Below are 20,430 nucleotides of genomic sequence, written 5' to 3'. Positions count from 1 at the left end.
TTTTAGTAGAGAGTACGATGACCGATCTGGTTAGACCTAGAGTCAAGTATGTTATCGGGCCCGACGGCAGCCCTCTTACGATCGCCGATCTGCCGCCGACGAATACGCGGCGCTGGGTTATCCGGCGCAAGGCGGAAGTGGTCGCGGCGGTGCGCGGCGGCCTGCTCAGCCTTGAGGAAGCCTGCCAACGCTACAAGCTCACCACCGAAGAATTTCTCTCCTGGCAGGCATCGATCGACGAGTACGGCCTTGCCGGACTGCGCACCACGCGGATCCAGCAATACCGGCACTAGGCCGCTAAGACTTAAGACGAAAGGGCGCGGGAACACCGCGCCCTTTTCACTTCCTGCAAAAGCTTCAGACCGTCAGCACGACCTTGCCGATCGGCCGCGTGGCGAGGAAAGCGTGCGCAGCCCCCGCCTGGTCGAGCCGAAACGCTTTCGCCACATGGGGCGCGAGTTTCCCGGCATCCACGAGCCTGGCAAGCTCGACAAGGCCTTCCCGGTCGGGCGTGACCGACATCCGCTCGACACGGATGTTCCGCTCCTTGGCCTTCGCCTTCACGGTGTCGGGGGCAGCGAGCAGCGACACCAGGACGCCGCCGTCGCGCAACGCCCTGAGCGAATCCGCGGCATGATCGCCGCCGACCGTCTCCAGCACCAGATCGAGATCGCCGACCTTTCCGGTGAATTCGCCCTTCGTGTAGTCGATGACCTCGTCGGCGCCGATCGAGCGGACAAAGTCCGTTTTGTCCGGGCTGGCAGTCGAGGCCACCCAGGCGCCGCGCGCCTTGGCGATCTGCACCGCCAGATGGCCGACGCCGCCGGCTCCGGCATGAACCAGCACGCGTTGCCCTGCTTGCAGGCCGCCATGACGCACGAGGCCTTGCCATGCCGTGAGGCCGGCCAGCGGCAGGGCCGCGGCATGCGCATGGTCGATAGCGGCTGGCTTCGCGGCGATCTCGTCCGCCGGCGCCGCGGCCAGCTCGGCATAGGCGCCGGCCTGCTTGGGAAAGCGCGGCATGCCGAACACCTCGTCGCCGACCTTGAAGGTGCTCACGCCGTCTCCGAGCGCCGCGACCGTCCCCGAAATGTCCCAGCCCAGGATGAAAGGCGGGTCGCCGAGCAGCGGATAGAAACCGCCGCGCACGGCGCCATCGACCGGGTTGATGCCCGCCGCCTTGATGCGGACGAGCACTTCACCGGGCTTGGGCGCGGGGTCGGGTTGCTCGGCGACGAAAAGGACCTCGGGTCCGCCGACGGAAGTCTGGATAACGGCACGCATGAACGCCTCCTGCTCAAGTGGATGTGCCGCTATCATTTGGATAGTAGTATTCGATTGTCGAGTACGTACCTTTTTCTATACATAGGTACCTTATGGATAGTGATTCTATACATAGGTACCTTATGGATAGTGAAGACAGATCCCCGTTCGGCTACGACGCGTTCCGGCGCACCTGCCCGTCGCACACCGTGCTCGAGATGCTGGCCAGCAAATGGGTTTATCTCACCGTCTGCGCGCTGCGGCGCGGGCGGCTACGCAATGGCGAGTTGGCGCGCAAGCTGGAGGGCATCACGCCCAAGATGCTGACCCAGACGCTGCGTATGCTGGAGCGCGACGGCCTTGTGCGGCGTGAGGTGTTTGCAGTCATTCCGCCGCGCGTGGAGTACGAACTGACGGAGCTTGGCCAAAACCTGGCGGGATTGCTCAGCCAGATACGCTCCTGGGCGGAAGAGCATGCGCCCGAAATCAAGGATGCCCGAGCCCGGGCATCGGCAGATCATGGCGAGATGGGCGCTGCGCCCTGAAGACGGCGAGGCCGATGCCACCGATCGCCGGTTATGAAGTTGCCGGAGGTCTCCGGCATGACTGCGAGTATGCCCGGCGATCAGCCGATCATGGCGCTGCGGCCGCCTGTTTCGGCCTCGCGGATCTTGGTGTCCCGCGATTCCAGCATCTCCGCCTTGGACAGCTCCGCTTCAGCTTCGCCGAGTAATGATTCGGCGGTGCTTCGCTGCTGGGCGAGGTCGCTTTGCGAGTTTCTGAGGTTGTCGCGGCGCAGGCGCGCCGCCTTGGCGAAGGTCGGATAGGCGAAATGGTTGATGTCGGTGATGCCGGCTTTTTTCTCTTCGGCAATGATCTGCGCTTCCAGCTCGACGGCCATGCGCTCGAACTCGGCGATCATCATGTCCAGCTGCAAGAGCTGCCGCCGCTTCTCATTCACCTGAAACTGCTTCAGTCGAACGAGGTTTTCACGTGACTTCATGACTCGATACTCCGCAAACGCACACTTGCAATACCGCCCAGTCCGCCCGGAACGATCCAAGCGCCGCCCGTTTCCCCCGGCTTTCCCTGGGCTATGGGAAACAAAGCCCTAAAGATTTTTGCCGGCGGTAACCATTCGTTTACGGGCATTGTTAATCATACGGGCGAGGACTTAAGGCCGGGTAAAAATTCCGGCTCTCGGCGGAAGCCCGGGCCTGCGAGTCTCTAGAGTCACTTAGGCTGACTTATTAATGTGGTGCATTAGCAGTTTGAGTCTGTGATTCGTTATTAGATTCAAGTGGGTGTAGAAAGGGGTTAAAAAATCTGATATCGTGGATGACACGAAATTAGGATTTGTTAACCAGTCGGTGGCACCTTCTGTTCAGGCAATCACTGCTCCGGGTCCCGGACGGGTCGTGAGATGGCTCGGCAGCAGAAAAGGGGAATGAAATGCGTGTTCTGCTGATTGAAGACGACAGTGCAACCGCACAAAGCATCGAATTGATGCTGAAATCGGAGAGCTTCAACGTCTATACGACCGATCTCGGCGAAGAAGGCGTCGATCTCGGCAAGCTCTACGATTACGACATCATCCTTCTGGATCTCAATCTTCCCGACATGTCGGGCTATGAAGTCCTGCGCACGCTGCGCCTCTCCAAGGTCAAGACGCCGATCCTGATCCTGTCCGGCATGGCCGGCATCGAGGACAAGGTGCGCGGCCTCGGCTTCGGCGCCGACGACTATATGACCAAACCCTTCCACAAGGACGAATTGGTGGCACGCATCCATGCGATCGTGCGCCGCTCCAAGGGCCACGCCCAGTCGGTCATCACTACTGGCGACCTTGTGGTCAATCTCGACGCCAAGACGGTCGAGGTCGGCGGCCAGCGCGTGCACCTGACCGGCAAGGAATATCAGATGCTGGAGCTGCTCTCGCTGCGCAAGGGCACCACGCTCACCAAGGAAATGTTCCTCAATCATCTCTATGGCGGCATGGACGAACCGGAGCTGAAGATCATCGACGTCTTCATCTGCAAGCTCCGCAAGAAGCTCGACGCGGCGTCCGGCGGCCAGAACTATATCGAGACGGTGTGGGGCCGCGGCTATGTGCTGCGCGAGCCGGAAGATATCCGCGTCAGCGCGTAGACCATCCAAACGATTCGAACGAAAAACCCGGATCAGGCCGGGTTTTTTGTGGATCGGTGCCGCGAATCAGGCGGCGATCTTGAGGAAGCGGAAGCTCTCGAGCAGTTGCGCGCGGTTGAAGGGCTTCAGCAGATAGCCTTGAGCGCCGGCGCGCTTGGCGCGCATGATAGCAGCCACATCAACCTCGACCAGCGACACCAGGATCTGCGGTTTGACGGGAGCTTCGACGGCGCGGATGCGACGTATGAGGTCGACCGCCCGAATGTCGGTCAGCCCGCCATCGATGACAATCACGTCCGGCATGTCGTCGGCGCAGATGTCGGCAGCCTCGACCCCGGTCGACGCCTCAACGACGATAATGTCCGAGCCGCCAAGAATGCGTTTTGCGACCTTCCTGATGACGCTCGAATCATCCACGAACAGGCAGCGCTTCATGTCCGGGTCCTCTTTGCCCATCTGCCGAACCGGCAACCTCCGGGTAACCGGAAGCACCATAGGCCAATCTGGTAAAGAAGCCGAAAAGCCGGTAGGTAAAGTTTTCCCAAACAGGCATATCGCGCGGTTTTGGCCCCGCGGCGACGTTACATGGATTGCGGCTGGCATTGCTCGACCTGCACTGCAGGCGCAAATCAGCGGTACAAGATACTTCGGCCTTTCTTATGCGGCCGTCAGCACGATCTCGTCGGCGGTCGCGTGGATCGAGATCGTCATATTGGCCTCACGCGCCAGAAGCAGCGTGTAATAAGGCTGGACCGAATGGGCGTCGATCGGCTCCTCCGGCTTGTGGCCGGAATGCAATTCAAGGAATTTCGGCGGCACGCGCAGCATCGGCCCGCTGGCCGACAGCGAAAAACGCGGCTCGGTTTCGAGGTTCTCCAGCGTGACCACCAGCTTGCCGCCGCGCGGTATGGCTGCGTTGGCGACGAGAATGAGGTTGAGCAGCAGCTTGACCTTGTTCTTGGGCAGGAGCGCCCGGGAGCCGTTCCAAACCAGTTCCGGTTTTTCGTTCTTCAAGAAGGCGATCGCCACGGCCTCGGCATCGCCGGTGTCGATCATCATGCCGGCGGAACCCGCGGCGCCGAAGGCGATGCGGGCAAACTGCAGCCGCGCCGAGGCGTTCTTGGCACTCTGGCGAATGAGCTTCATGGCGTCTTCATCGGCGCCGCCTTCGTCGAGCAGTTCGAGGCCGTTGTTGATTGCGCCGACCGGCGAAATGATGTCGTGGCAGACGCGGCTGCACAGCAGCGCCGCGAGATCAGGCGCGGAAAGGGTGAAAAGCTCGGCCATCGGCGAAATCCCTGCTTAAGTCACTTGTTCATGGCCGAGCGACAGTTTCGCGCCTGCCCACACGAATCACGCTCTTTTCCAAGGCTTTCTGAATACACAGGGCCCGAGCGCGCATCAACAAGTCCAAAATTGTCGGCGACGAAAATGGTGTGTTCGCGGGCGAAACCCGACGCAGAGGCGCAAACGCAGCCTTCGAACCGCCATCTTCGTGTGGGAGCTTAATGGTTGAAAAAGGATTACGGCATAGTTTGCCCGTAATAGCCACCCTGAACGGCCGGCAAGAGCCGCAGGGGTGCGAGGCGTCGGCGAAAGTGCTCCCTGACGGAGATTTGGAAGCATGTTTTCCCGATACTACGACCGGACATTCGTCCGTGTCCTCACCATGACCATCACACTCCTGGCGGCTTTGGTCCTTTCGACCTCTGCGTCGCGGGCTCAGCAGTACACCGCTCAGGAAATCGTCGATTCCGGTCACAAATTCTTCGGCGAGACGTCCGGCGGCCTGGCCACCGTCGTCGAGAAGATCTTTGCCTCCTACGGCCTGCCCAATGGCTACCTGCTCGGCGAGGAAGGATCCGGCGCCCTGATCGGCGGGCTGACCTATGGCGAAGGGACGCTCTACACCAAGAACGCCGGCGACCATAAGGTGTTCTGGCAAGGCCCCTCGCTTGGCTGGGATTTCGGCGGCGAAGGCTCGCGGGTGATGATGCTGGTCTATAATCTCGACGACATCAGCAGCCTCTACAACCGCTTTGGCGGCGTTGCCGGCTCCGCCTATGTCATTGCCGGCGTCGGCTTCAACGTGCTGCAGAGTAACCGGGTGCTGCTCGTGCCGATCCGCACCGGCGTTGGTGCTCGTCTCGGGGTCAATCTCGGCTATCTGAAGCTTACCGAACGGCCGACCTGGAACCCGTTCTGATCGGATTGCGCTCGTCACAATCGCTCGGACCGTGCTGACCGCGCCGCGGCAAGCTCTTGCCGCGGCGTTGAATTTCCGCCATGCCAAGGTGGCATAGTCCCGCGATTGCCGCTCCGTAAAGTGGATAGAACGCCTTGGTCCAGTCGGTCCTGTTCTTCGTACTCGGTTTCCTTTGCGCTGTTTTTCTGGTGTCGCTGGTCGCGCCGGCGGTCTGGCGGCGGGCTGTTATCCTGACGCGCAGGCGTCTCGAGGCTTCTTTGCCGCTGACACAAGCCGAGATCCAGGCGGACAAGGACCGGGTCCGCGCCGAATATGCCATGACGACGCGGCGGCTGGAGATGACCGTCAAGAACCTGCAGGAAAAGGTGGCCGAACAGCTGGTCGAGATCGGACGCGGGCGTGAGGCCTTGAAGGGGCTGGCGGTCGAAACGAAGGACAAGAACCAGGCGCTCTCCGATCTGCAGGCCAAAAATGCGGAGCTCAGGCAGCGCGAGGAGGATCTGCAGCGCCTGTCGGAAAAGCTCGCACAGACGGAGCGGGCATTGGAGAAGCGCGCGCTGGAGCTGCAGAAGCTCGAGCAGATGTATGAAGACGCCAGCTTCTCGTCCTCGAACCGCCAGATCGAGCTGGTCGCGCGCGAATCGGAGCTGGAAAAGCTCGCCAGCGACATCGCGTTGCTCAAGGGCCAGCGCAAGGAAGCGGACCGGCGCAACCAGGAGATCGCGTCGGAAAGCAAAGCCGCGCGCGAAGCGTTGAAGGTCGAGAAGAAGAAAACGGCCGAGCTCGAGAAGAAGGTTGAGCGGCTGCTCGCCACGCTTGCCGACCGCGAGGAAAAGCTCGACCGGCGCGAGAAGGACCTTGCTCGAATACGTGAACGTTCGAAGGAGACCGCCGCGGCAAACGGCGTTGCGCGGCTGGCCGCCGGCTCGGATGCGAAAAGCGACGATGTCGACAAGGCAATCGCCAGGCTCGAAGGCGACCGGGAACGGCTGGAGGCAAGGTTGACGGCGCTGGCGCGTGAGAACAAGCGGCTGAAAACCGATCTTGCCGCCTCGGGGACGGCCATGCCGGAATCGGCGGGCGACGCACGCTCCGGCGCCGGCCTTCGCGAACAGATGAACGAACTGGCGGCCGAGGTCGTCAACCTGACGATGAAGCTCGACGGGCCGGATTCCCCTATCGCCAAGGCACTGGCGGGCGAGGGGCAGCAGAATGGGTGCGGCATCAGCCTTGCCGACCGCGTGAGGGCTTTGCAGAAAGCCGGCTCGTCCAACTGAGGTGTGCTGATATTCAGGTGAGGCCGGCCTGCAAATGCCGGTTTCCTGCGCTTCCGGTCTTCGCCGGCTGAAGCATCCATGACTTGAGGGTGGGCCGGTTCTCGGAACCCGCCTCGGCCTGACCTGAATCTCAACACACCTCCAAGCGTCGCAGCTGTTCGGGCTCCAGGTCGGGCACTACCGGTTCGAAAAGTGATGCAGGGCGATCGCCGACGCTGCGGCGACGTTCAGGCTGTCGAAGCCTTCCGCCATGCCGATCCTCACCGTGCGCAGCCTGGCAAGCAGGTCCCGCGGCAGGCCTTCGCCTTCGGTGCCGAGATAGAGCGCCAGCCTCGCTGGCCGCTTCGCGACGCGGATGTCGGTTGCTCCGCTCGGCGACAGAGCGAACTGGCTGAAGTCAAGTCGATCGAGCGTCGCGGTGAAGGCTCCGGTATCGCCGAAGGACGCGAAGGGAACCTTCAGCGCCGCGCCGACCGAAACGCGGATTGCCTTGCGGTAGAGTGGATCGCAGCAGGTCGGGTCGAGCAGCACCGCGTCCGCGCCGAAGGCCGCGGCATTGCGGAAGATCGCCCCCATATTGTCGTGGTTGGATATGCCGACCAGGACGACGGCCAACGCGCGCCTGGGCAGAGCCTCCACCAGAATTTCGGCGGGCGCCGGCGCGCCGCGCATGCCGATCGCCAGGATGCCGCGGTGCATGTGGAAGCCGGCGATCCGGTCCATGACCTCACCGGCGGCAACATAGACGGGGAAATCCGGCAACGCCTTGCGCAAGATTTCCTGCACGCCGGCCAGCCTGTTTTCGAGGATGAGCGCAGACTCGGCGGCGAAGCGCCCGGTCGACAACAGGAGGTCCAGCACCACCTTGCCTTCGGCGACGAAGCGGCCCTGCCGGCCCACGAGATCGCGCTCGCGGATGTCGAGATAGGCGGCGACGCGGGGGTCCTGGGGATCGTCGATAGGGATGAGGTTCATGCACGCCTCGCCGAAGAGTGGTCGGCGAGGTATGAGCGACTGGAACCGCGGGTCAAGTCCCGGCGCGGCGCAACCGGTAGGCCATCTGGGAAAGATCGCCTTCGCCGAAAATGCCTTCCAGCATGCGCAGCAATTCGCGAACCGCTTCGGATTTGCAGGAATAGTAGATCATTTGGCGGTCGCGCCGGGTCTCAACGAGATCAAGTGCCCTCAGCTTGGCGAGGTGCTGCGACAGCGCGGATTGGCTGAGCTGCACCTTCTCGGCGATGGCGCCGACCGACATTTCGCCATCCATTAGATGGGCCACGATCAGCAGTCGCTTTTCGTTGCCCATGAGCGTGAGAAACGCGGCTGCCGATTCCGCATTGGCGATAAGCTTATTTGAGATCATAGATCCCCCAAGGGTCTGGCTCATCCTGGCGCCAGGGGGCAATGGCGCCTGATTCCACAATGTTCAGATGTCGATGGGCGCTTTTGAATCAGCGTCGAAACGAAGGTAGATCATTTTATCTAAATCTCAAGCGTTGCTTTCGCCGGCTCGCGATCAACTATCGCTCTTGCTCTGCCACGCGCCCCGCCTTTGCCATCGCGACAAGCGCGGAACGCAATTCGCGCGCGCTTTGCAGAGGCTGGGGGAAGAAAATCCTGCAGGTCGCATCCGGGGCGGCGAGATCCATGCCATCGGGGTCGAAACCGGTGGCGATCCAGCCGTCGCCCTCGGCGCGGCCGAAATGGCGTGCATAAAGGGCGAGCGCGTCGCGATGATCGGCGTTCATGTGATCGAGTGCCGCCTGTTCGCTGCCGGCGAACTCCTCGACAAGGGCTGCGCCGGTAATGAAATCGTCGCGGTGGAGAAGAAAGGCCTTGCCGAAGCCGCCGTTCAGGCTGGCGCGCTCGGGCTCTAGCCGGAAGAACGAGAAGTCGCCGAGCCCGGCATAAAGCTTCGCTTTCGGATTGCGGTTGAGGTAGCGCCGCTCGGCGCGGATCTGATCGGCCGATCCCCTTTCCAGCCGCAAGGCGCGGCACGCAAGGCTGATGCGCGGATGCGCCAGCGGGTCGCCCTTGCCGGGTTCGCCGAGCAGCAGCGAACAGCGCGGATCGGCGAGCAACGCCCCGGTGTGCGCGGACAGCATCGAGATCAGGATCAGCGGCGCGCCGTCGATGTCGGTGGCGACGCCGACCCGGCTTGCCAGCGGCGCGCCGGTGCCAGGCTCGATCGCGGCGAGCGCGCCGAAACGCGCCGAGCGGATCAGGGTTTTCGCCAGCCTGACCGCTTCGGCGTCGGTTTCGCGGATGACGTCTTTTTTCGGCTCGGTCACAGGCTCACCCGAGATAAGTTGATTTTCGTTCTCCGGTTATCGGTCGATTGCACCCGCCTTTGCAAGGGCTGCGATCTCCTCTTCGCTGAAGCCGAAATGGGTCAATATGCCAGACGGCTTCCGATCGGCGACGGCCGGCGCCGCGGCAGGCGACCGCGGGTTTTGCGAGAAACGCGGCGCGGGCGCGGGGCGATCGAGCCCGCCGGACTTCACGAAGCTTTGCCTTGCGCGGTTGTGCGGATGGTTCCTGGCTTCGGCCAGGGACAGCACCGGCGCTACGCAGGCGTCGGTCGCGGCGAAAACAGCGGCCCATTCGTCGCGTGTTCTTTCCCTGACCCGGCCGGCAATGGCGGCGCGCATCGCGAGCCACGACGACTTGTCGTACTGGGTGCCCACAAAACGACTGTCGAGCGGCAGCAGCCTGGCGAATTCGGCGAAGAAGCGCGGTTCGAGGCAGCCGACGGCAATGTGCCTTGCGTCCGCGGTCTCATAGGTATCGTAGAACGGCGCGCCGGAATCGAGCAGATTCTCGCCGCGCCTGTCGCTCCAGAGACCCGACGCCATATAGGCGTGGATCGGTGCTGCGAGCATCGAGGCTCCCTCGATCATCGAGGCATCGATCACCTGGCCCTTGCCGGTCCGGGAGCGCTGGAAAAGTGCGGCGAGCACGCCTGCGATCAGCATCATGGCGCCGCCGCCTTGGTCGGCGACGAGGTTGAGCGGCGGCACCGGCGGCGCGTCCTGCCTGCCGACCGCATGCAACAGGCGCGCATAGGCGAGATAGGTGATGTCGTGCCCGGCTCGCCCGGACAGCGGCCCGTCCTGGCCGAAACCGGTCAGGCGGCCATAGATCAGCGCCGGATTGCACCGGAGCACGACAGCAGGCCCGAGGCCGAGCCGTTCCATCACGCCGGGTCGGAAGCCTTCGACGAGGATGTCGGCCTTTGCCGCAAGGCGCAGCAGCAGTTCCGCGCCCGCCGGACGTTTCAGGTCAAGCTTGAGGATGGAACGGCCATGGCGGTCGAAATCGTATTCGTCCGGCAGGCTCAGAAGCGGCTGGCCGGAATCGGCGCGTTCGATGCGCAGCACCTCGGCGCCCATCTCGGACAGCATCAGGGCGGCAAGCGGCACCGGACCAAGCCCGGCCATCTCGATCACTTTCAGGCCGGCGAGCGGGCCAGTCTTTTCGGGAGAGGCACCGGCGCCTGTCGGCGAGCCAGCCATCCCGCTTATTTCGGCGCCATGCGGATGGCGCCGTCGAGGCGGATGGTCTCGCCGTTCAGCATCTGGTTCTCGACGATGTGGAGGGCAAGTGCGGCATATTCCGAGGGCTCGCCGAGTCGGGGTGGGAAGGGGACCGAGGCGCCGAGCGAATCCTGCACTTCCTGCGGCATGCCGGCCATCATCGGCGTCTTGAAGATGCCGGGCGCGATGGTGCAGACGCGAATGCCGGACCGCGCCAGGTCGCGCGCCACAGGCAGCGTCATGCCGACGACGCCGCCCTTGGAGGCCGCGTAGGCGGCCTGGCCGATCTGGCCGTCATAGGCGGCGACGGAGGCGGTGTTGACGATGACGCCGCGCTCGCCTCCGGCGAGCGGGTCGAGCTTCGCCGCCCGGTCGGCGACGAGACGGATCATGTTGAAGGTGCCGATCAGGTTGATCTCGATCACCTTGCGATACTGATCGAGCGGATGCGGTCCGTCCTTGCCGATCGTCTTCACGCCGATGGCGATGCCGGCGCAATTGACCAAGATGCGCGGCTGCCCAAGCTTTTCAGCCGCTTCGGTGATCGCGACCGTGGCGCTGTCGCCGCTAGAGACATCGCATTGGACGGCAATGCCGCCGATGTCGGCCGCGACCTTCGCCGCGCGCTCGATGCCGATATCGAGGATGGCGACACGGGCGCCCTTGGCGGCAAGCGCGTGCGCCGTCGCCTCGCCAAGGCCGGATCCCCCGCCGGTGACGATCGCGATCTGGCCGTTCGGGTTCATGCAAGCCTCCCAGGATTCCGGATTATGCTACGAAGCGCGCAAAGGCGGCGCAACCGCAATAGGCGGGTCGATCGACGGCTGCGCACTGGCGGCCGAACGCGCTACAGCCGGGGTAAATTCCGCAACTCTTGCCGTGCTGGCGTGGCAGACATCGCCGGCAAAACGGGTGACGGCGCCCGGCTTGATCTCGTGATGCAGTAGCCGGTCGAGATCGACGGGGCGCGGCATAGTGATCTGTCCGCGCGGAAAGCGCTTGAAGCCGAGCGGTCCATAATATGGCTCGTCACCAACCAGGATAACGGCAGGTGCACCGGCCTTCCTGGCAGCCTCCAGCGCGATCGCGACCAGCTTGCGGCCGATGCCGAGATTCTTGAAGGCGGGGCGCACCGCAAGCGGGCCCAGCATCATGGCGCGACCGGCGCCGGCAGCGACGCGCGTCATGCGTACCGATGCGATCACCGTATCGTCCTTGACGGCGACAAAGGACATCGAGCGGTCGTGCCCGCCGGCCTCGCGGATCTTGTAGGCGGCAAGCACGAAACGGCCGGGGCCGAAGGCCTCGTCGTTGATGGCTTCGATTTCGGCATCATGCGCCGGGGTTTCCGGCAGGTATTTCACGTCGGCAAGGCTCATGGTCTTTGCGTTCCGGTATGCGAGGAAGGTTTGCTGCAAAGCGGCAGCGTTCGCCAGTCAGCGCTTCTTAAGCGCGGGCGCCCTTTCGTCGTCGGTCGAACCGGATCGAGGCAAAGTCGAACATGGGCGCCTCCGCTAGCACCAATTTTGTGCCGCTGCAATCGGCGTCTTTTGCCTTTCTTTGCGCCAACTGGCGAACTGGTTCGCCGTTTGACGGTGCTGGTCGTCGTTTGACGAACTGTTCAGTGCCCGAAAGCTTCGCCCGCCCGCCTATCGATCTAGATATGTGTAGAGGCACGAGGAGATTTTCGCGTGGGATTGCTGATCGAAGGCAAATGGCAGGATCGTGGGCCGAACACCGACAGCGGTGGACGCTTCGTGCGGACGGAGTCGCAATGGCGCGACTGGATCACGCGCGACGGCAGGCCGGCGGAAGGGCGCACGCGCGGCTTCAAGGCGGAACCCGGCCGCTATCATCTGTATGTATCGCTCGCCTGTCCCTGGGCGCATCGCACGCTGATCTTCCGTGCCCTCAAGAAGCTGGAGGGCATCATCTCCGTCTCCGTGGTGCACCATTTCATGGGTGAAAACGGCTGGACCTTCAAAACCGAGGACGGCGCCACTGGCGATACGCTCTACGGCCTCGATTTCCTGCACCAGATCTATGCCAAGGCCGACCCGGCCTATTCAGGCCGTGTAACGGTGCCGGTTCTGTGGGACAAACAGGAAAGGACGATCGTCAACAACGAGTCCTCCGAGATCATCCGCATGTTCAATTCGGCCTTCGACGAATGGAGCGACGCGGGTCTCGACTTCTATCCGGCGGCGCTGCGCGCGGAGATCGACAAGATCAACGCGCTGGTCTATCCGGCGATCAACAACGGCGTCTACCGGGCCGGCTTCGCCACCACGCAGAAAGCCTATGAGGAAGCGTTCGGCGAGTTGTTCGCGGCGCTCGATGCGATCGAAGAGCGGCTTTCGAAGCGACGCTATCTGGCCGGCGAGTGCATCACCGAGGCGGACTGGCGGCTGTTCACGACGCTGGTGCGCTTCGATCCGGTCTATGTCGGCCACTTCAAATGCAATCTGCGCCGCATCGCCGACTATCCGAACCTGTCGAACTATCTGCGTGATCTCTACCAGGTGCCCGGCGTTTCGGGCACGGTCAACCTGCATCACATCAAGGCGCATTATTACGGCAGCCACAGATCGATCAACCCGACGGGGATCGTTCCGGCGGGGCCGGAGCTCGACTATGCCGCGCCGCATGACCGGAACAGGTTCAGGAAGGCGGCGTGATCACCAGTAAGCCGAGATACGTACGCCGCCGAAAATCTCTCCAATCCGCCGGAGAGTCGCCGGCGTCGTGCCCCCGGGCAAGCTGTCGATCGGGAAGAAGCCCGCTTCGGCGATCTCATGGTCCGGCCGTTTCGGCGCGGTCTGGCTGAAGGCTTCGATCAGATAAAGGCCGACATGGTCGCGCTTGCTGGAGCGGCGGTTGAAATGCATCGACTTCAGTACCGGCGGAGCCGTCAGGGCGATGTTGCCTTCCTCCGCCAGCTCGCGCGCCAGTGCTTCCTCGAGCGTCTCGCCGATCTCGACGCCGCCGCCCGGCAACTGCCAGCCTGGAACATAGGTGTGGCGGATCAGGAAGACGGAATTGGAGGCGCGATCGTAAACCAGTCCGCGCACGCCGAGTGTCATGGGGCGGCGCAGCAGGAAGTAAAAATGGAACAGCCTTGCCCGCAGTCCCGGCCAGCCGGTCTGGCGGAACGCCTCTTCCGGATCGGCTCGGTCGTTCATGCGACGATCCCCAAGCAGATATTCGCGGGTTGCCCCACGAACATCTGCTTGGCCTTCATTATTTTTCGCAGATTCTGGCTGCAAAGCCGTGGGACACTTTTGCGGAACCTGCTTGGGCGAACAGCAAAGGGTGAGTGGAAAGCCTCGCCGGCGTCGCTTAAGAAGGGATCATGTTCAGGCTCGCGCATATTTCCGACGCTCATCTGGGACCGCTACCCGATGTAACCTATCGCGATCTCGCGTCCAAGCGGGTGCTGGGCTATGTCAACTGGCAGCGCAACCGACGCCGCCATATGCATGACGCCGTCATCGACACCATCGTCGCCGACATCAAGGCGAACGCGCCGGACCATCTCGCCGTCACCGGAGATCTCGTCAACCTGGCGCTCGACGGTGAGATCGAGATGGCGAAGCACTGGCTGGAGACGCTTGGATCGCCGCACGACGTTTCCGTGGTGCCAGGCAATCACGACGCTTATGTGCCGGGCGCCTTCGACAAGGTCTGCCGGGCGTGGGCTCCCTGGATGACGGGCGACGGCGTCAACAGTCCGGTCGACCGCAATTCCTTTCCGTATCTGCGCGTGCGCGGCAAAGTTGCGCTGATCGGCGTCACCACAGCGCGCGCCACGGCGCCTTTCATGGCCAACGGTTTCTTCATGGAAGGACAGGCCGAGCGGCTCGGCAAGGTTCTCGACGACGCGGCTAAACAAGGGCTGTTCCGCGCCATCATGATCCACCATCCGCCGGTGCGCGGCGCCGTCCAGCAACATAAGCGGCTGTTCGGCATCGCTCGTTTTCACAAGGTCATTCGCCGGCATGGCGCGGAGCTCGTCCTGCACGGCCATTCGCACCTGCCGTCCTTGTTCAGCATCGGCGCGCGCGGCGCCAAAGTGCCCGTGGTCGGGGTTGCCGCCGCGGGCCAGGCGCCGGGCGGCAAGCATCCGGCCGCTCAGTACAATCTGTTCGAGATCGATGGCGAAAAGGGCGCCTGGCGCGTGCGGTTGACGCGGCGCGGCCTGACCGGGCCGGCGCTGCCGCCTTCGGATTTGCAAACGACGGATCTCGACATAAAGGACCGCGAACTCGTCAGAAGCTGATCCTCATGTGCGCGATGCGATCCCAGAACATCGCCAGCGAGAGCGCCAGACCGACAAGGGCACCGGCGGCTATCAGGCCGAGGCCGGCGAAGAAGGTCGTCCAGCCATTGAGGCGGCTTTCGGATCGGATGGGCGGCTCCGCTTCCCGTACCACGGGACGATGCAGGCCGGGAACGGCGCTTTCCATGCCGCCCTCCATCATGCGCTGCCGCTCGACGACCCGTTCGGCCACGTAGCGCGTCACCGAATCGGCGACGGCTTTCATCTCGGTCGTCTCTGCCAGCACGACACGGCCGACGCGCGTATCCTTGAGGAAGCGGTAGGTGCGGCGGTCGCGTCCCATGGCGACATGGCTCACCGCGTCGATCCATAGCCTCGGCTGCAGGCCCGACGAGACGGCAAAGTCGAAGCTGTCGATGTCGGCCGGGACATCGGCAAAGACCGGCGCAAGCTCGGTTGCCAAGAGATCGAGCCGCATGCGGTGCGCCTCGCGCATGTCGACGACCACGTCATCGCGGTCGGCGAACGCGTTCTTGACGTCGCGTATGGCATCCGAGAGCTTCCGCGACGGCTCTATCGGAGTGATCTTGTCGCCTGCGTCCTTCATGGGCGGCTGCCTCGTTGTTGGTTAACAGCGAGTTAACACAGTCGCCGACAAAATGCACTGGCGACGACGAGCGGCGCGAACGCCCCGTCCGCATGAAGCGCGCCACGGACGCTTTCGAGGTCGGTCCGGGAGAGCCAATCCCAGCAGGGCACCCGGCAATCAACCCGCCGCGGCGCCCAGCGGTGGACGCAACCGTCTGGCGCGCCGTCGCGTGTTGCGACGTACGATCTCGGCAACCAGGGCCGGGGCCTCCTCGACCAGCATATGACCCGCGTCAAGAACATGATGCAGGTGGAAATGCTGCGGCAGGGCCTCGGTCTGCGCCACAGGCAGGAGCGGATCCTCCGCTCCCCAGGCGACCATCACCGGCATATCGAGCGCATCCAGTTGCGCTGCGGGAATAACGCCTTGCCGGTCATCCTTGGTCATTGCGGCCGCCATATCGATCAAGGTCTGCAACTGGCCCGTCCGTTCGCGCATCCGGCAGATTGCATCGACCGCATGGTCAGGCGCCACGCTGCGCGGGCCCGACATGGCTGCAAGGCAGGCCCGGACCTCTTTCCTGCCGGTCGCGGCGGCATAGCGGCGCAGCAAGGCCGCATTGATTTCCGGGCCGAAACCGCCGGGTGCCAGCAAGGTCAGCGAAGCAATCCGGCCGGGATCGGCAAGCGCCATCAATGTCGCGATCGCGCCGCCCATGGAGTGACCGACGAGATGGACCTTACCCAACCGGCGCTCGGCCAGATCGGCGAGAATGGCCCGCGCGGCCGGCTTGGCACCGCCCATGCCTTCGCATTCCAGGGACTGCCCATGGCCAGGCAGGTCATAGGCCAACAGTCTTGCTTCGGCCGCCAGCGATGCCATGACGTCACGCCAAGTCTCACGGCAGGCTCCGAAGCCGTGCAGGAAGACGATCGTCTTCGGACCAGCGCCGCCCGCGACGGCATAAGGGAATGGAAGCATGAAAATGGAGCGGTGAACAAGACATGCAGCAATTAGAAATTGCGGCTGAATTGCTCCCGATCCAACCCCATGGCCAGTAAAATTTTTGCGACCGCGACGCCCGTCAGGCGCTCGAGGCACAAGCGTGTCCTAAAGCGCGCCGCGATCTTCAGATTCGCTCCATGCGCTTTAGGTCTTGATTTTGCACAGGTCTTTATCCCGAAACCGGTTCCCACTTCGGGGGACATGCTTGAATACCTGCCGGATCAAAGTGCGTTGTTTTTGTGCTTGGGGGTCGCGTGGCCCAAGCACGGGCGCAGGGCTGGATTAGCTCGGGTTGCCGATGCCGGCGGCCCGCAAGGACTGCACCAGCCGGTCGGTGAGGTCGGCGGGGTATTTGCGGTCGACGAATGTCGCGCGCGGGTCGGCGACGAAGTTCGGGAACTTGGCGGTGAGTTCGTTGGCTAGCTCGCCCGCGAGCTTGTCGCGCCCTGAAATCTTGGCGCCGATCAGGCGCGCGGCCAGATAGTGCGACTTGGATGCCGTCGTGCGCAGCGACTCGCTGGCGATCGCGGCCTTCTTCATATCGCCTTGCATGAAGGCGCCGACGAACAGGCCATAGTCCCACCAGGTCGGATGGCCGCTGAAGGCTTCGACCGCGTGACCCAGGATAGGCGTTCCCTCGTCATATTTGCCGGCGAAGATCAGCCCGTAACCATAGGCGGCGGCCATGCCGAGATCATACGGATTGAGCTCGTAGGCCTTGCGCGTCAAGCGGATCGCTTCGTCCGCGTTGCCGAGGCGCGAGTTGAGGTAGCCGAGGGCGCGATGCGCGTGCGGGTTCATAGGCCCCATCTGGACGGCGCGATGCGCAAGCGACATGGCCTTTTCGAGCGTCGCTTCCGGCGGATACGGATAGTGGGCGGTGACGGCCTCCCCATGAAGCGCGGCCAACTCAGCGTAGACGAGCGACGATTTGGTGCCTTCCCTGACCAGCTTCTCCAAGCAGCGATACGCGGCCTCGTGCGTTTGGGCGCTCATATCGAGAAAATAGCGGTCGTCGAGCACCAGGCATCCGATCTGGTTGGTCCGGATGTCGCTCTGGTCGATGTAGCTGTAGATCGCGCCAGAGGCGGGAACGGTCGAGGTGAGGAGGCTGGCGATGTTGCTTTCAACCACGCCAGGGGCGCTTTCGACCGATGTCAGGTTGCGCGACAGGAGAACCCGCCCGGTCGCGACGCTCTGCAACTCCACCGTGACGTCGCCGGCAGCGGGTCCGGGAACAACTTCGAAAACGAAACTGATCGGATCGGCGGACCGATTGCGCGCCGAATCCGCATCGCGGCCGATGAAATCGATGGTGTCGAAACCGGCAAGGCCGGCGCGCAGCGACGACGCGACGCGAGCCGCCTCCGGCCCGTCGGCATTCACCGCGATGTAGATCAGCGGCAGGGAGTCGAACGTCGACTGGGCAGCCGTGCTCGCCGTGACCGCCGTTTCGGCCGATGCGATCGTGTCGCCGTCGCCAAGGAAGGCATTGCCTTGACGCGCGATGAGCACGCCGAGCATGACGATGACCAGGACCATGGCGGCCCAGAAGAAGCGCAGCTGCCGCGTAAGCGACTGTGCGGGTGCCGCCGGCGCCGTCAGCATCGCAGGCTCGCCCGGCACAGCGCTGTCGAGATGCTCGGACACAGCCGGGGCGGCTTCGGCCGATGCGTCGGACCGCTGCGCGATGGTGTCGGAGGCGGGCCTGGCGTTGCCAGGCAGCCGAATCGCGTTCGGCTCGTAGGAAGGGACATAGCCCCCGCGCGGGATCGCGATGCGGACCGGCTCGGCGATACCTTCGTTGGCGAAGTACTGGTCCAGGAGCTCGCGCAGCCGACCGGCCTGCACCCTGACCACGGCATCGGTGGAGGCGTCGAAGTCGCCGTCCTTGCCGAAGACGTCCATGGCGATGGAAACGCCCTTCAGTCTGTCCGCCTCGCCGGCCTGCTCGCGTTCAACCAGATAGCGTAACAGCGTGCGAGCACGCTCGGAACGTCCGAACGTTTCGCTGGCAAGCAGTCGCTCCAATGTCTCGCGCACTGCGGGGGCGGCAGGCGGGGCATGCTCCAAGTGTCGATCCTCTCGAAGTCGGCACAGGTTAGGACGCGATCATATAACGCTCGCACCGGCGCACAAGGATGCTTGTATTATGCGATCGCGTAAGCCACCGGAAATTCCCCCGGCGGTTAATGAATGCCAGCTCTCGCGTCTGTGGCTGAGCGTGGTGCAAGCTGGGCCGCGCCACGCTTCATCACTGGATCAGATCAGCCGGCTTTGCGGCCGATGATACGGTTGGCGGCCGAAACAACGGCCTCCAGCGAGGCGGCGACGATGTTGGTGTTGATGCCGGCGCCGAACAGCTTGCCGCCCGGATATTCCATTTCGACATAGGAGATGGCCGAGGCGTTGGAGCCGCGCTGCAAGGAATGCTCTGAATAGTCGAGCACCGACATGTCGACGCCGACATGGCGCGAGAGCGCATCGACGAAGCCGTCGATCGGGCCGGTGCCCGACCCGGTGATGGTAACTTCCTTGCCGTTGTCGAGGATATCCGCCTCGACCGTGCGCCGGCCCTTCATCTCGGTATCGGGGAAGGTGCGATGGTCGAGGAACTTCAGCCGCGCGCCGGGCTGGTCAACATAGGTTTCGAGGAAGCGTTCGTGGATGCGCTTGGCAGGCACTTCCTTGCCTTCCGCATCGGTGATCGCCTGGATCGCCTGGCTGAACTCGATCTGCAGGTTGCGCGGCAGATTGAGGCCGTAATCCGCCTGCAGCACATAGGCGATGCCGCCCTTGCCCGACTGCGAGTTGATGCGGATGATCGCCTCGTAGGTGCGGCCGACATCGGCCGGATCGATCGGCAGATAAGGCACTTCCCAGAGCGGCGTGTTGGCCTTCTTCAGCGCCTTCATGCCCTTGTTGATGGCGTCCTGATGCGAGCCGGAGAAGGCCGTGTAGACCAATTCGCCGACATAAGGATGGCGCTCCGGAATCTTCAGCTGGTTCGAATACTCGTAGACGTCCTTCATCCGGTTGATGTCGGAACAGTCGAGCTCCGGATCGACGCCCTGCGTGTACATGTTGAGCGCCAGGTTGACGATATCGACATTGCCGGTCCGCTCGCCATTGCCGAACAGCGTTCCCTCGACGCGGTCGGCGCCGGCCATCAGGGCGAGTTCGGTTGCGGCGACGCCGGTGCCGCGGTCGTTGTGCGGGTGCAGCGAAATGATCAGGTTGTCGCGATTGTCCAGGTGCCGGATCATCCATTCGATACGGTCGGCGTAGACATTCGGCGTCGAGGATTCGACGGTCGAGGGCAGGTTGATGATCAGCTTGTTGTCGGGCGTCGGCCGAACGATCTCGGTGACGGCGTTGCAGATTTCCAGCGCGACTTCGAGCTCGGTGCCTGGAAAGCTCTCCGGCGAATATTGGAACCGGTAGCCGCCGCCAGCCTTGGCGGCCATGTCGGTGATCATCTTGGCGGCATCGGTGGCGATGCGCTTGATGCCGGCGACGTCCTTCTCGAAGACGACGCGGCGCTGCAATTCGCTGGTCGAGTTGTAGAAGTGCACGATCGGAGTCTTGGCGCCTTTCAGCGCCTCGAAGGTGCGTGTGATGAGCTCCGGACGACACTGCACCAACACCTGCAGGTCCACATGATCGGGGACATTGCCCTCCTCGATGCACCAGCGGGCGAAGTCGAAATCGGTCTGCGAGGCAGATGGGAAACCGATCTCGATCTCCTTGAAGCCCATGTCGAGCAAGAGCGCCAGCATGCGCGCCTTGCGCTCCTGGCCCATCGGGTCGATCAGCGCCTGGTTGCCGTCACGCAGATCGACCGAGCACCAGATCGGCGCCTTGTCGATAACCTTGTCGGGCCAAATGCGATCGGCAAGGCCGACGGTTGGATAGGGTTGGTATTTTCGGGTCGCGTTGGGCATGCCCTGAGCGGCATGCTTGCCTTCAGACTCGCCGGCGCGGATTTCTTCTCGTGCGTTCATCGTCTCTTCTCCGGGCGGCTCGCATGTTCGCCTTGGGCGGATTGATGGCGAGCGTCGCCTCTACCAGAATTTTGTTCGCTTGTTGTGATTTTGCCAAGGAGCATGCGCCTGAGGCGGCGG

At 63.3% G+C, this 20,430-nt stretch carries 22 protein-coding genes; 7 read left to right on the top strand and 15 right to left on the bottom strand.

Features of this window, described 5'->3' with window-relative positions; translation table 11 throughout:
• Positions 1-17: 17 nt before the first annotated feature.
• The gene (locus tag FJW06_RS00370; protein ID WP_006203587.1) at positions 18-293 is read left to right on the top strand and encodes a DUF1153 domain-containing protein; all 276 of its coding nucleotides are present in this window, start codon (positions 18-20) and stop codon (positions 291-293) included.
• A 64-nt stretch (positions 294-357) separates the two neighbouring features.
• On the opposite strand, the gene FJW06_RS00365 is transcribed toward FJW06_RS00370, so the two are convergent.
• Positions 358-1,284, bottom strand: coding sequence for an NADP-dependent oxidoreductase (locus FJW06_RS00365; protein ID WP_140746286.1), 927 nt, complete (start codon positions 1,282-1,284; stop codon positions 358-360).
• Positions 1,285-1,406: 122 nt separating this feature from the next.
• On the opposite strand from FJW06_RS00365, the gene FJW06_RS00360 reads away from it, so the two are divergent.
• Positions 1,407-1,808 carry a helix-turn-helix domain-containing protein gene (locus FJW06_RS00360; RefSeq protein ID WP_140746283.1) on the top strand — a complete coding sequence of 134 codons (402 nt, stop codon included), beginning with the start codon at positions 1,407-1,409 and terminating at the stop codon, positions 1,806-1,808.
• 80 nt (positions 1,809-1,888) lie between these two features.
• On the opposite strand, the gene FJW06_RS00355 is transcribed toward FJW06_RS00360, so the two are convergent.
• Positions 1,889-2,266, bottom strand: a complete 378-nt coding sequence (locus tag FJW06_RS00355; RefSeq protein WP_040989842.1) for a flagellar export protein FliJ — start codon at positions 2,264-2,266, stop codon at positions 1,889-1,891.
• Positions 2,267-2,715: 449 nt separating this feature from the next.
• On the opposite strand from FJW06_RS00355, the gene ctrA reads away from it, so the two are divergent.
• A complete protein-coding gene (ctrA, locus tag FJW06_RS00350; RefSeq protein WP_006203583.1) occupies positions 2,716-3,411 on the top strand; it encodes a cell cycle two-component system response regulator CtrA in 696 nt (231 codons plus the stop codon).
• Between the two features lie 66 nt (positions 3,412-3,477).
• Here ctrA and FJW06_RS00345 read toward each other — a convergent pair whose 3' ends face one another.
• Together FJW06_RS00345 and FJW06_RS00340 are read right to left on the bottom strand one after the other, a co-directional pair.
• A complete protein-coding gene (locus FJW06_RS00345) occupies positions 3,478-3,846 on the bottom strand; it encodes a response regulator (RefSeq protein WP_140746280.1) in 369 nt (122 codons plus the stop codon).
• A gap of 222 nt (positions 3,847-4,068) precedes the next feature.
• Positions 4,069-4,698, bottom strand: coding sequence for a histidine phosphotransferase family protein (locus tag FJW06_RS00340; protein WP_140746277.1), 630 nt, complete (start codon positions 4,696-4,698; stop codon positions 4,069-4,071).
• 382 nt (positions 4,699-5,080) lie between these two features.
• On the opposite strand from FJW06_RS00340, the gene FJW06_RS00335 reads away from it, so the two are divergent.
• Positions 5,081-5,617: an EipA family protein gene (locus FJW06_RS00335; protein WP_224514585.1), complete on the top strand. Its 537-nt coding sequence runs from the start codon at positions 5,081-5,083 to the stop codon at positions 5,615-5,617.
• A 134-nt stretch (positions 5,618-5,751) separates the two neighbouring features.
• Positions 5,752-6,894, top strand: a complete 1,143-nt coding sequence (locus tag FJW06_RS00330) for a hypothetical protein (protein WP_140746274.1) — start codon at positions 5,752-5,754, stop codon at positions 6,892-6,894.
• A 177-nt stretch (positions 6,895-7,071) separates the two neighbouring features.
• On the opposite strand, the gene FJW06_RS00325 is transcribed toward FJW06_RS00330, so the two are convergent.
• The 6 genes from FJW06_RS00325 to FJW06_RS00300 all read right to left on the bottom strand — a co-directional run bounded on the left by FJW06_RS00325 (position 7,072) and on the right by FJW06_RS00300 (position 11,812).
• Complete coding sequence (locus FJW06_RS00325; protein ID WP_140746271.1) at positions 7,072-7,869, bottom strand: RNA methyltransferase; 798 nt, start codon at positions 7,867-7,869, stop codon at positions 7,072-7,074.
• 52 nt (positions 7,870-7,921) lie between these two features.
• Positions 7,922-8,260: a metalloregulator ArsR/SmtB family transcription factor gene (locus FJW06_RS00320; protein ID WP_140746268.1), complete on the bottom strand. Its 339-nt coding sequence runs from the start codon at positions 8,258-8,260 to the stop codon at positions 7,922-7,924.
• Between the two features lie 157 nt (positions 8,261-8,417).
• Complete coding sequence (locus FJW06_RS00315; RefSeq protein WP_140746265.1) at positions 8,418-9,188, bottom strand: HugZ family protein; 771 nt, start codon at positions 9,186-9,188, stop codon at positions 8,418-8,420.
• A 36-nt stretch (positions 9,189-9,224) separates the two neighbouring features.
• Positions 9,225-10,412, bottom strand: coding sequence for a CaiB/BaiF CoA-transferase family protein (locus FJW06_RS00310; protein ID WP_140746262.1), 1,188 nt, complete (start codon positions 10,410-10,412; stop codon positions 9,225-9,227).
• Between the two features lie 5 nt (positions 10,413-10,417).
• A complete protein-coding gene (locus FJW06_RS00305; RefSeq protein ID WP_140746259.1) occupies positions 10,418-11,179 on the bottom strand; it encodes a 3-hydroxyacyl-CoA dehydrogenase in 762 nt (253 codons plus the stop codon).
• A gap of 27 nt (positions 11,180-11,206) precedes the next feature.
• The gene (locus tag FJW06_RS00300) at positions 11,207-11,812 is read right to left on the bottom strand and encodes an N-acetyltransferase (RefSeq protein ID WP_140746256.1); all 606 of its coding nucleotides are present in this window, start codon (positions 11,810-11,812) and stop codon (positions 11,207-11,209) included.
• A gap of 312 nt (positions 11,813-12,124) precedes the next feature.
• On the opposite strand from FJW06_RS00300, the gene FJW06_RS00295 reads away from it, so the two are divergent.
• Entirely contained in the window at positions 12,125-13,111 is a 987-nt protein-coding gene (locus FJW06_RS00295) for a glutathione S-transferase family protein (RefSeq protein ID WP_140746253.1), read from the top strand.
• Here the strand turns inward: FJW06_RS00295 and FJW06_RS00290 are convergent, their stop codons facing one another.
• Positions 13,112-13,615: an NUDIX domain-containing protein gene (locus tag FJW06_RS00290; protein ID WP_140746250.1), complete on the bottom strand. Its 504-nt coding sequence runs from the start codon at positions 13,613-13,615 to the stop codon at positions 13,112-13,114.
• 170 nt (positions 13,616-13,785) lie between these two features.
• On the opposite strand from FJW06_RS00290, the gene FJW06_RS00285 reads away from it, so the two are divergent.
• Positions 13,786-14,712 carry a metallophosphoesterase gene (locus tag FJW06_RS00285; protein WP_140746247.1) on the top strand — a complete coding sequence of 309 codons (927 nt, stop codon included), beginning with the start codon at positions 13,786-13,788 and terminating at the stop codon, positions 14,710-14,712.
• Here FJW06_RS00285 and FJW06_RS00280 read toward each other — a convergent pair.
• The 4 genes from FJW06_RS00280 to leuA all read right to left on the bottom strand — a co-directional run bounded on the left by FJW06_RS00280 (position 14,702) and on the right by leuA (position 20,310).
• Positions 14,702-15,319 carry a hypothetical protein gene (locus FJW06_RS00280; protein WP_140746244.1) on the bottom strand — a complete coding sequence of 206 codons (618 nt, stop codon included), beginning with the start codon at positions 15,317-15,319 and terminating at the stop codon, positions 14,702-14,704. The genes FJW06_RS00285 and FJW06_RS00280 overlap by 11 nt on opposite strands.
• Positions 15,320-15,478: 159 nt before the next feature.
• Complete coding sequence (locus FJW06_RS00275) at positions 15,479-16,282, bottom strand: alpha/beta fold hydrolase (RefSeq protein ID WP_140747643.1); 804 nt, start codon at positions 16,280-16,282, stop codon at positions 15,479-15,481.
• A gap of 306 nt (positions 16,283-16,588) precedes the next feature.
• On the bottom strand, positions 16,589-18,379 hold the full coding sequence (locus FJW06_RS00270) for a hypothetical protein (protein ID WP_140746241.1): 1,791 nt from the start codon (positions 18,377-18,379) through the stop codon (positions 16,589-16,591).
• A 194-nt stretch (positions 18,380-18,573) separates the two neighbouring features.
• Entirely contained in the window at positions 18,574-20,310 is a 1,737-nt protein-coding gene (gene leuA / locus FJW06_RS00265) for a 2-isopropylmalate synthase (protein WP_140746238.1), read from the bottom strand.
• Positions 20,311-20,430 lie beyond the last annotated feature (120 nt).

Origin of the sequence: Mesorhizobium sp. B4-1-3 (assembly GCF_006439355.1) — a bacterium.
In the GTDB taxonomy this organism is placed as follows: domain Bacteria; phylum Pseudomonadota; class Alphaproteobacteria; order Rhizobiales; family Rhizobiaceae; genus Mesorhizobium.
Note: the sequence above shows the minus strand (reverse complement) of the source record. Positions and strands in the feature narration are given on the sequence as shown.

Bases quoted from the DNA above. Each gene is read 5' to 3' on its own strand.
- FJW06_RS00335 (WP_224514585.1), top strand. From the start codon at position 5,081: ATGACCATCACACTCCTGGCGGCTTTGGTCCTTTCGACCTCTGCGTCG.
- FJW06_RS00280 (WP_140746244.1), bottom strand. From the start codon at position 15,319: ATGAAGGACGCAGGCGACAAGATCACTCCGATAGAGCCGTCGCGGAAG.
- ctrA (WP_006203583.1), top strand. From the start codon at position 2,716: ATGCGTGTTCTGCTGATTGAAGACGACAGTGCAACCGCACAAAGCATC.
- leuA (WP_140746238.1), bottom strand. From the start codon at position 20,310: ATGAACGCACGAGAAGAAATCCGCGCCGGCGAGTCTGAAGGCAAGCAT.
- FJW06_RS00305 (WP_140746259.1), bottom strand. From the start codon at position 11,179: ATGAACCCGAACGGCCAGATCGCGATCGTCACCGGCGGGGGATCCGGC.
- FJW06_RS00310 (WP_140746262.1), bottom strand. From the start codon at position 10,412: ATGGCTGGCTCGCCGACAGGCGCCGGTGCCTCTCCCGAAAAGACTGGC.
- FJW06_RS00360 (WP_140746283.1), top strand. From the start codon at position 1,407: ATGGATAGTGAAGACAGATCCCCGTTCGGCTACGACGCGTTCCGGCGC.
- FJW06_RS00300 (WP_140746256.1), bottom strand. From the start codon at position 11,812: ATGAGCCTTGCCGACGTGAAATACCTGCCGGAAACCCCGGCGCATGAT.
- FJW06_RS00320 (WP_140746268.1), bottom strand. From the start codon at position 8,260: ATGATCTCAAATAAGCTTATCGCCAATGCGGAATCGGCAGCCGCGTTT.
- FJW06_RS00325 (WP_140746271.1), bottom strand. From the start codon at position 7,869: ATGAACCTCATCCCTATCGACGATCCCCAGGACCCCCGCGTCGCCGCC.
- FJW06_RS00340 (WP_140746277.1), bottom strand. From the start codon at position 4,698: ATGGCCGAGCTTTTCACCCTTTCCGCGCCTGATCTCGCGGCGCTGCTG.
- FJW06_RS00285 (WP_140746247.1), top strand. From the start codon at position 13,786: ATGTTCAGGCTCGCGCATATTTCCGACGCTCATCTGGGACCGCTACCC.
- FJW06_RS00370 (WP_006203587.1), top strand. From the start codon at position 18: ATGACCGATCTGGTTAGACCTAGAGTCAAGTATGTTATCGGGCCCGAC.
- FJW06_RS00290 (WP_140746250.1), bottom strand. From the start codon at position 13,615: ATGAACGACCGAGCCGATCCGGAAGAGGCGTTCCGCCAGACCGGCTGG.
- FJW06_RS00275 (WP_140747643.1), bottom strand. From the start codon at position 16,282: ATGCTTCCATTCCCTTATGCCGTCGCGGGCGGCGCTGGTCCGAAGACG.
- FJW06_RS00365 (WP_140746286.1), bottom strand. From the start codon at position 1,284: ATGCGTGCCGTTATCCAGACTTCCGTCGGCGGACCCGAGGTCCTTTTC.
- FJW06_RS00355 (WP_040989842.1), bottom strand. From the start codon at position 2,266: ATGAAGTCACGTGAAAACCTCGTTCGACTGAAGCAGTTTCAGGTGAAT.
- FJW06_RS00345 (WP_140746280.1), bottom strand. From the start codon at position 3,846: ATGAAGCGCTGCCTGTTCGTGGATGATTCGAGCGTCATCAGGAAGGTC.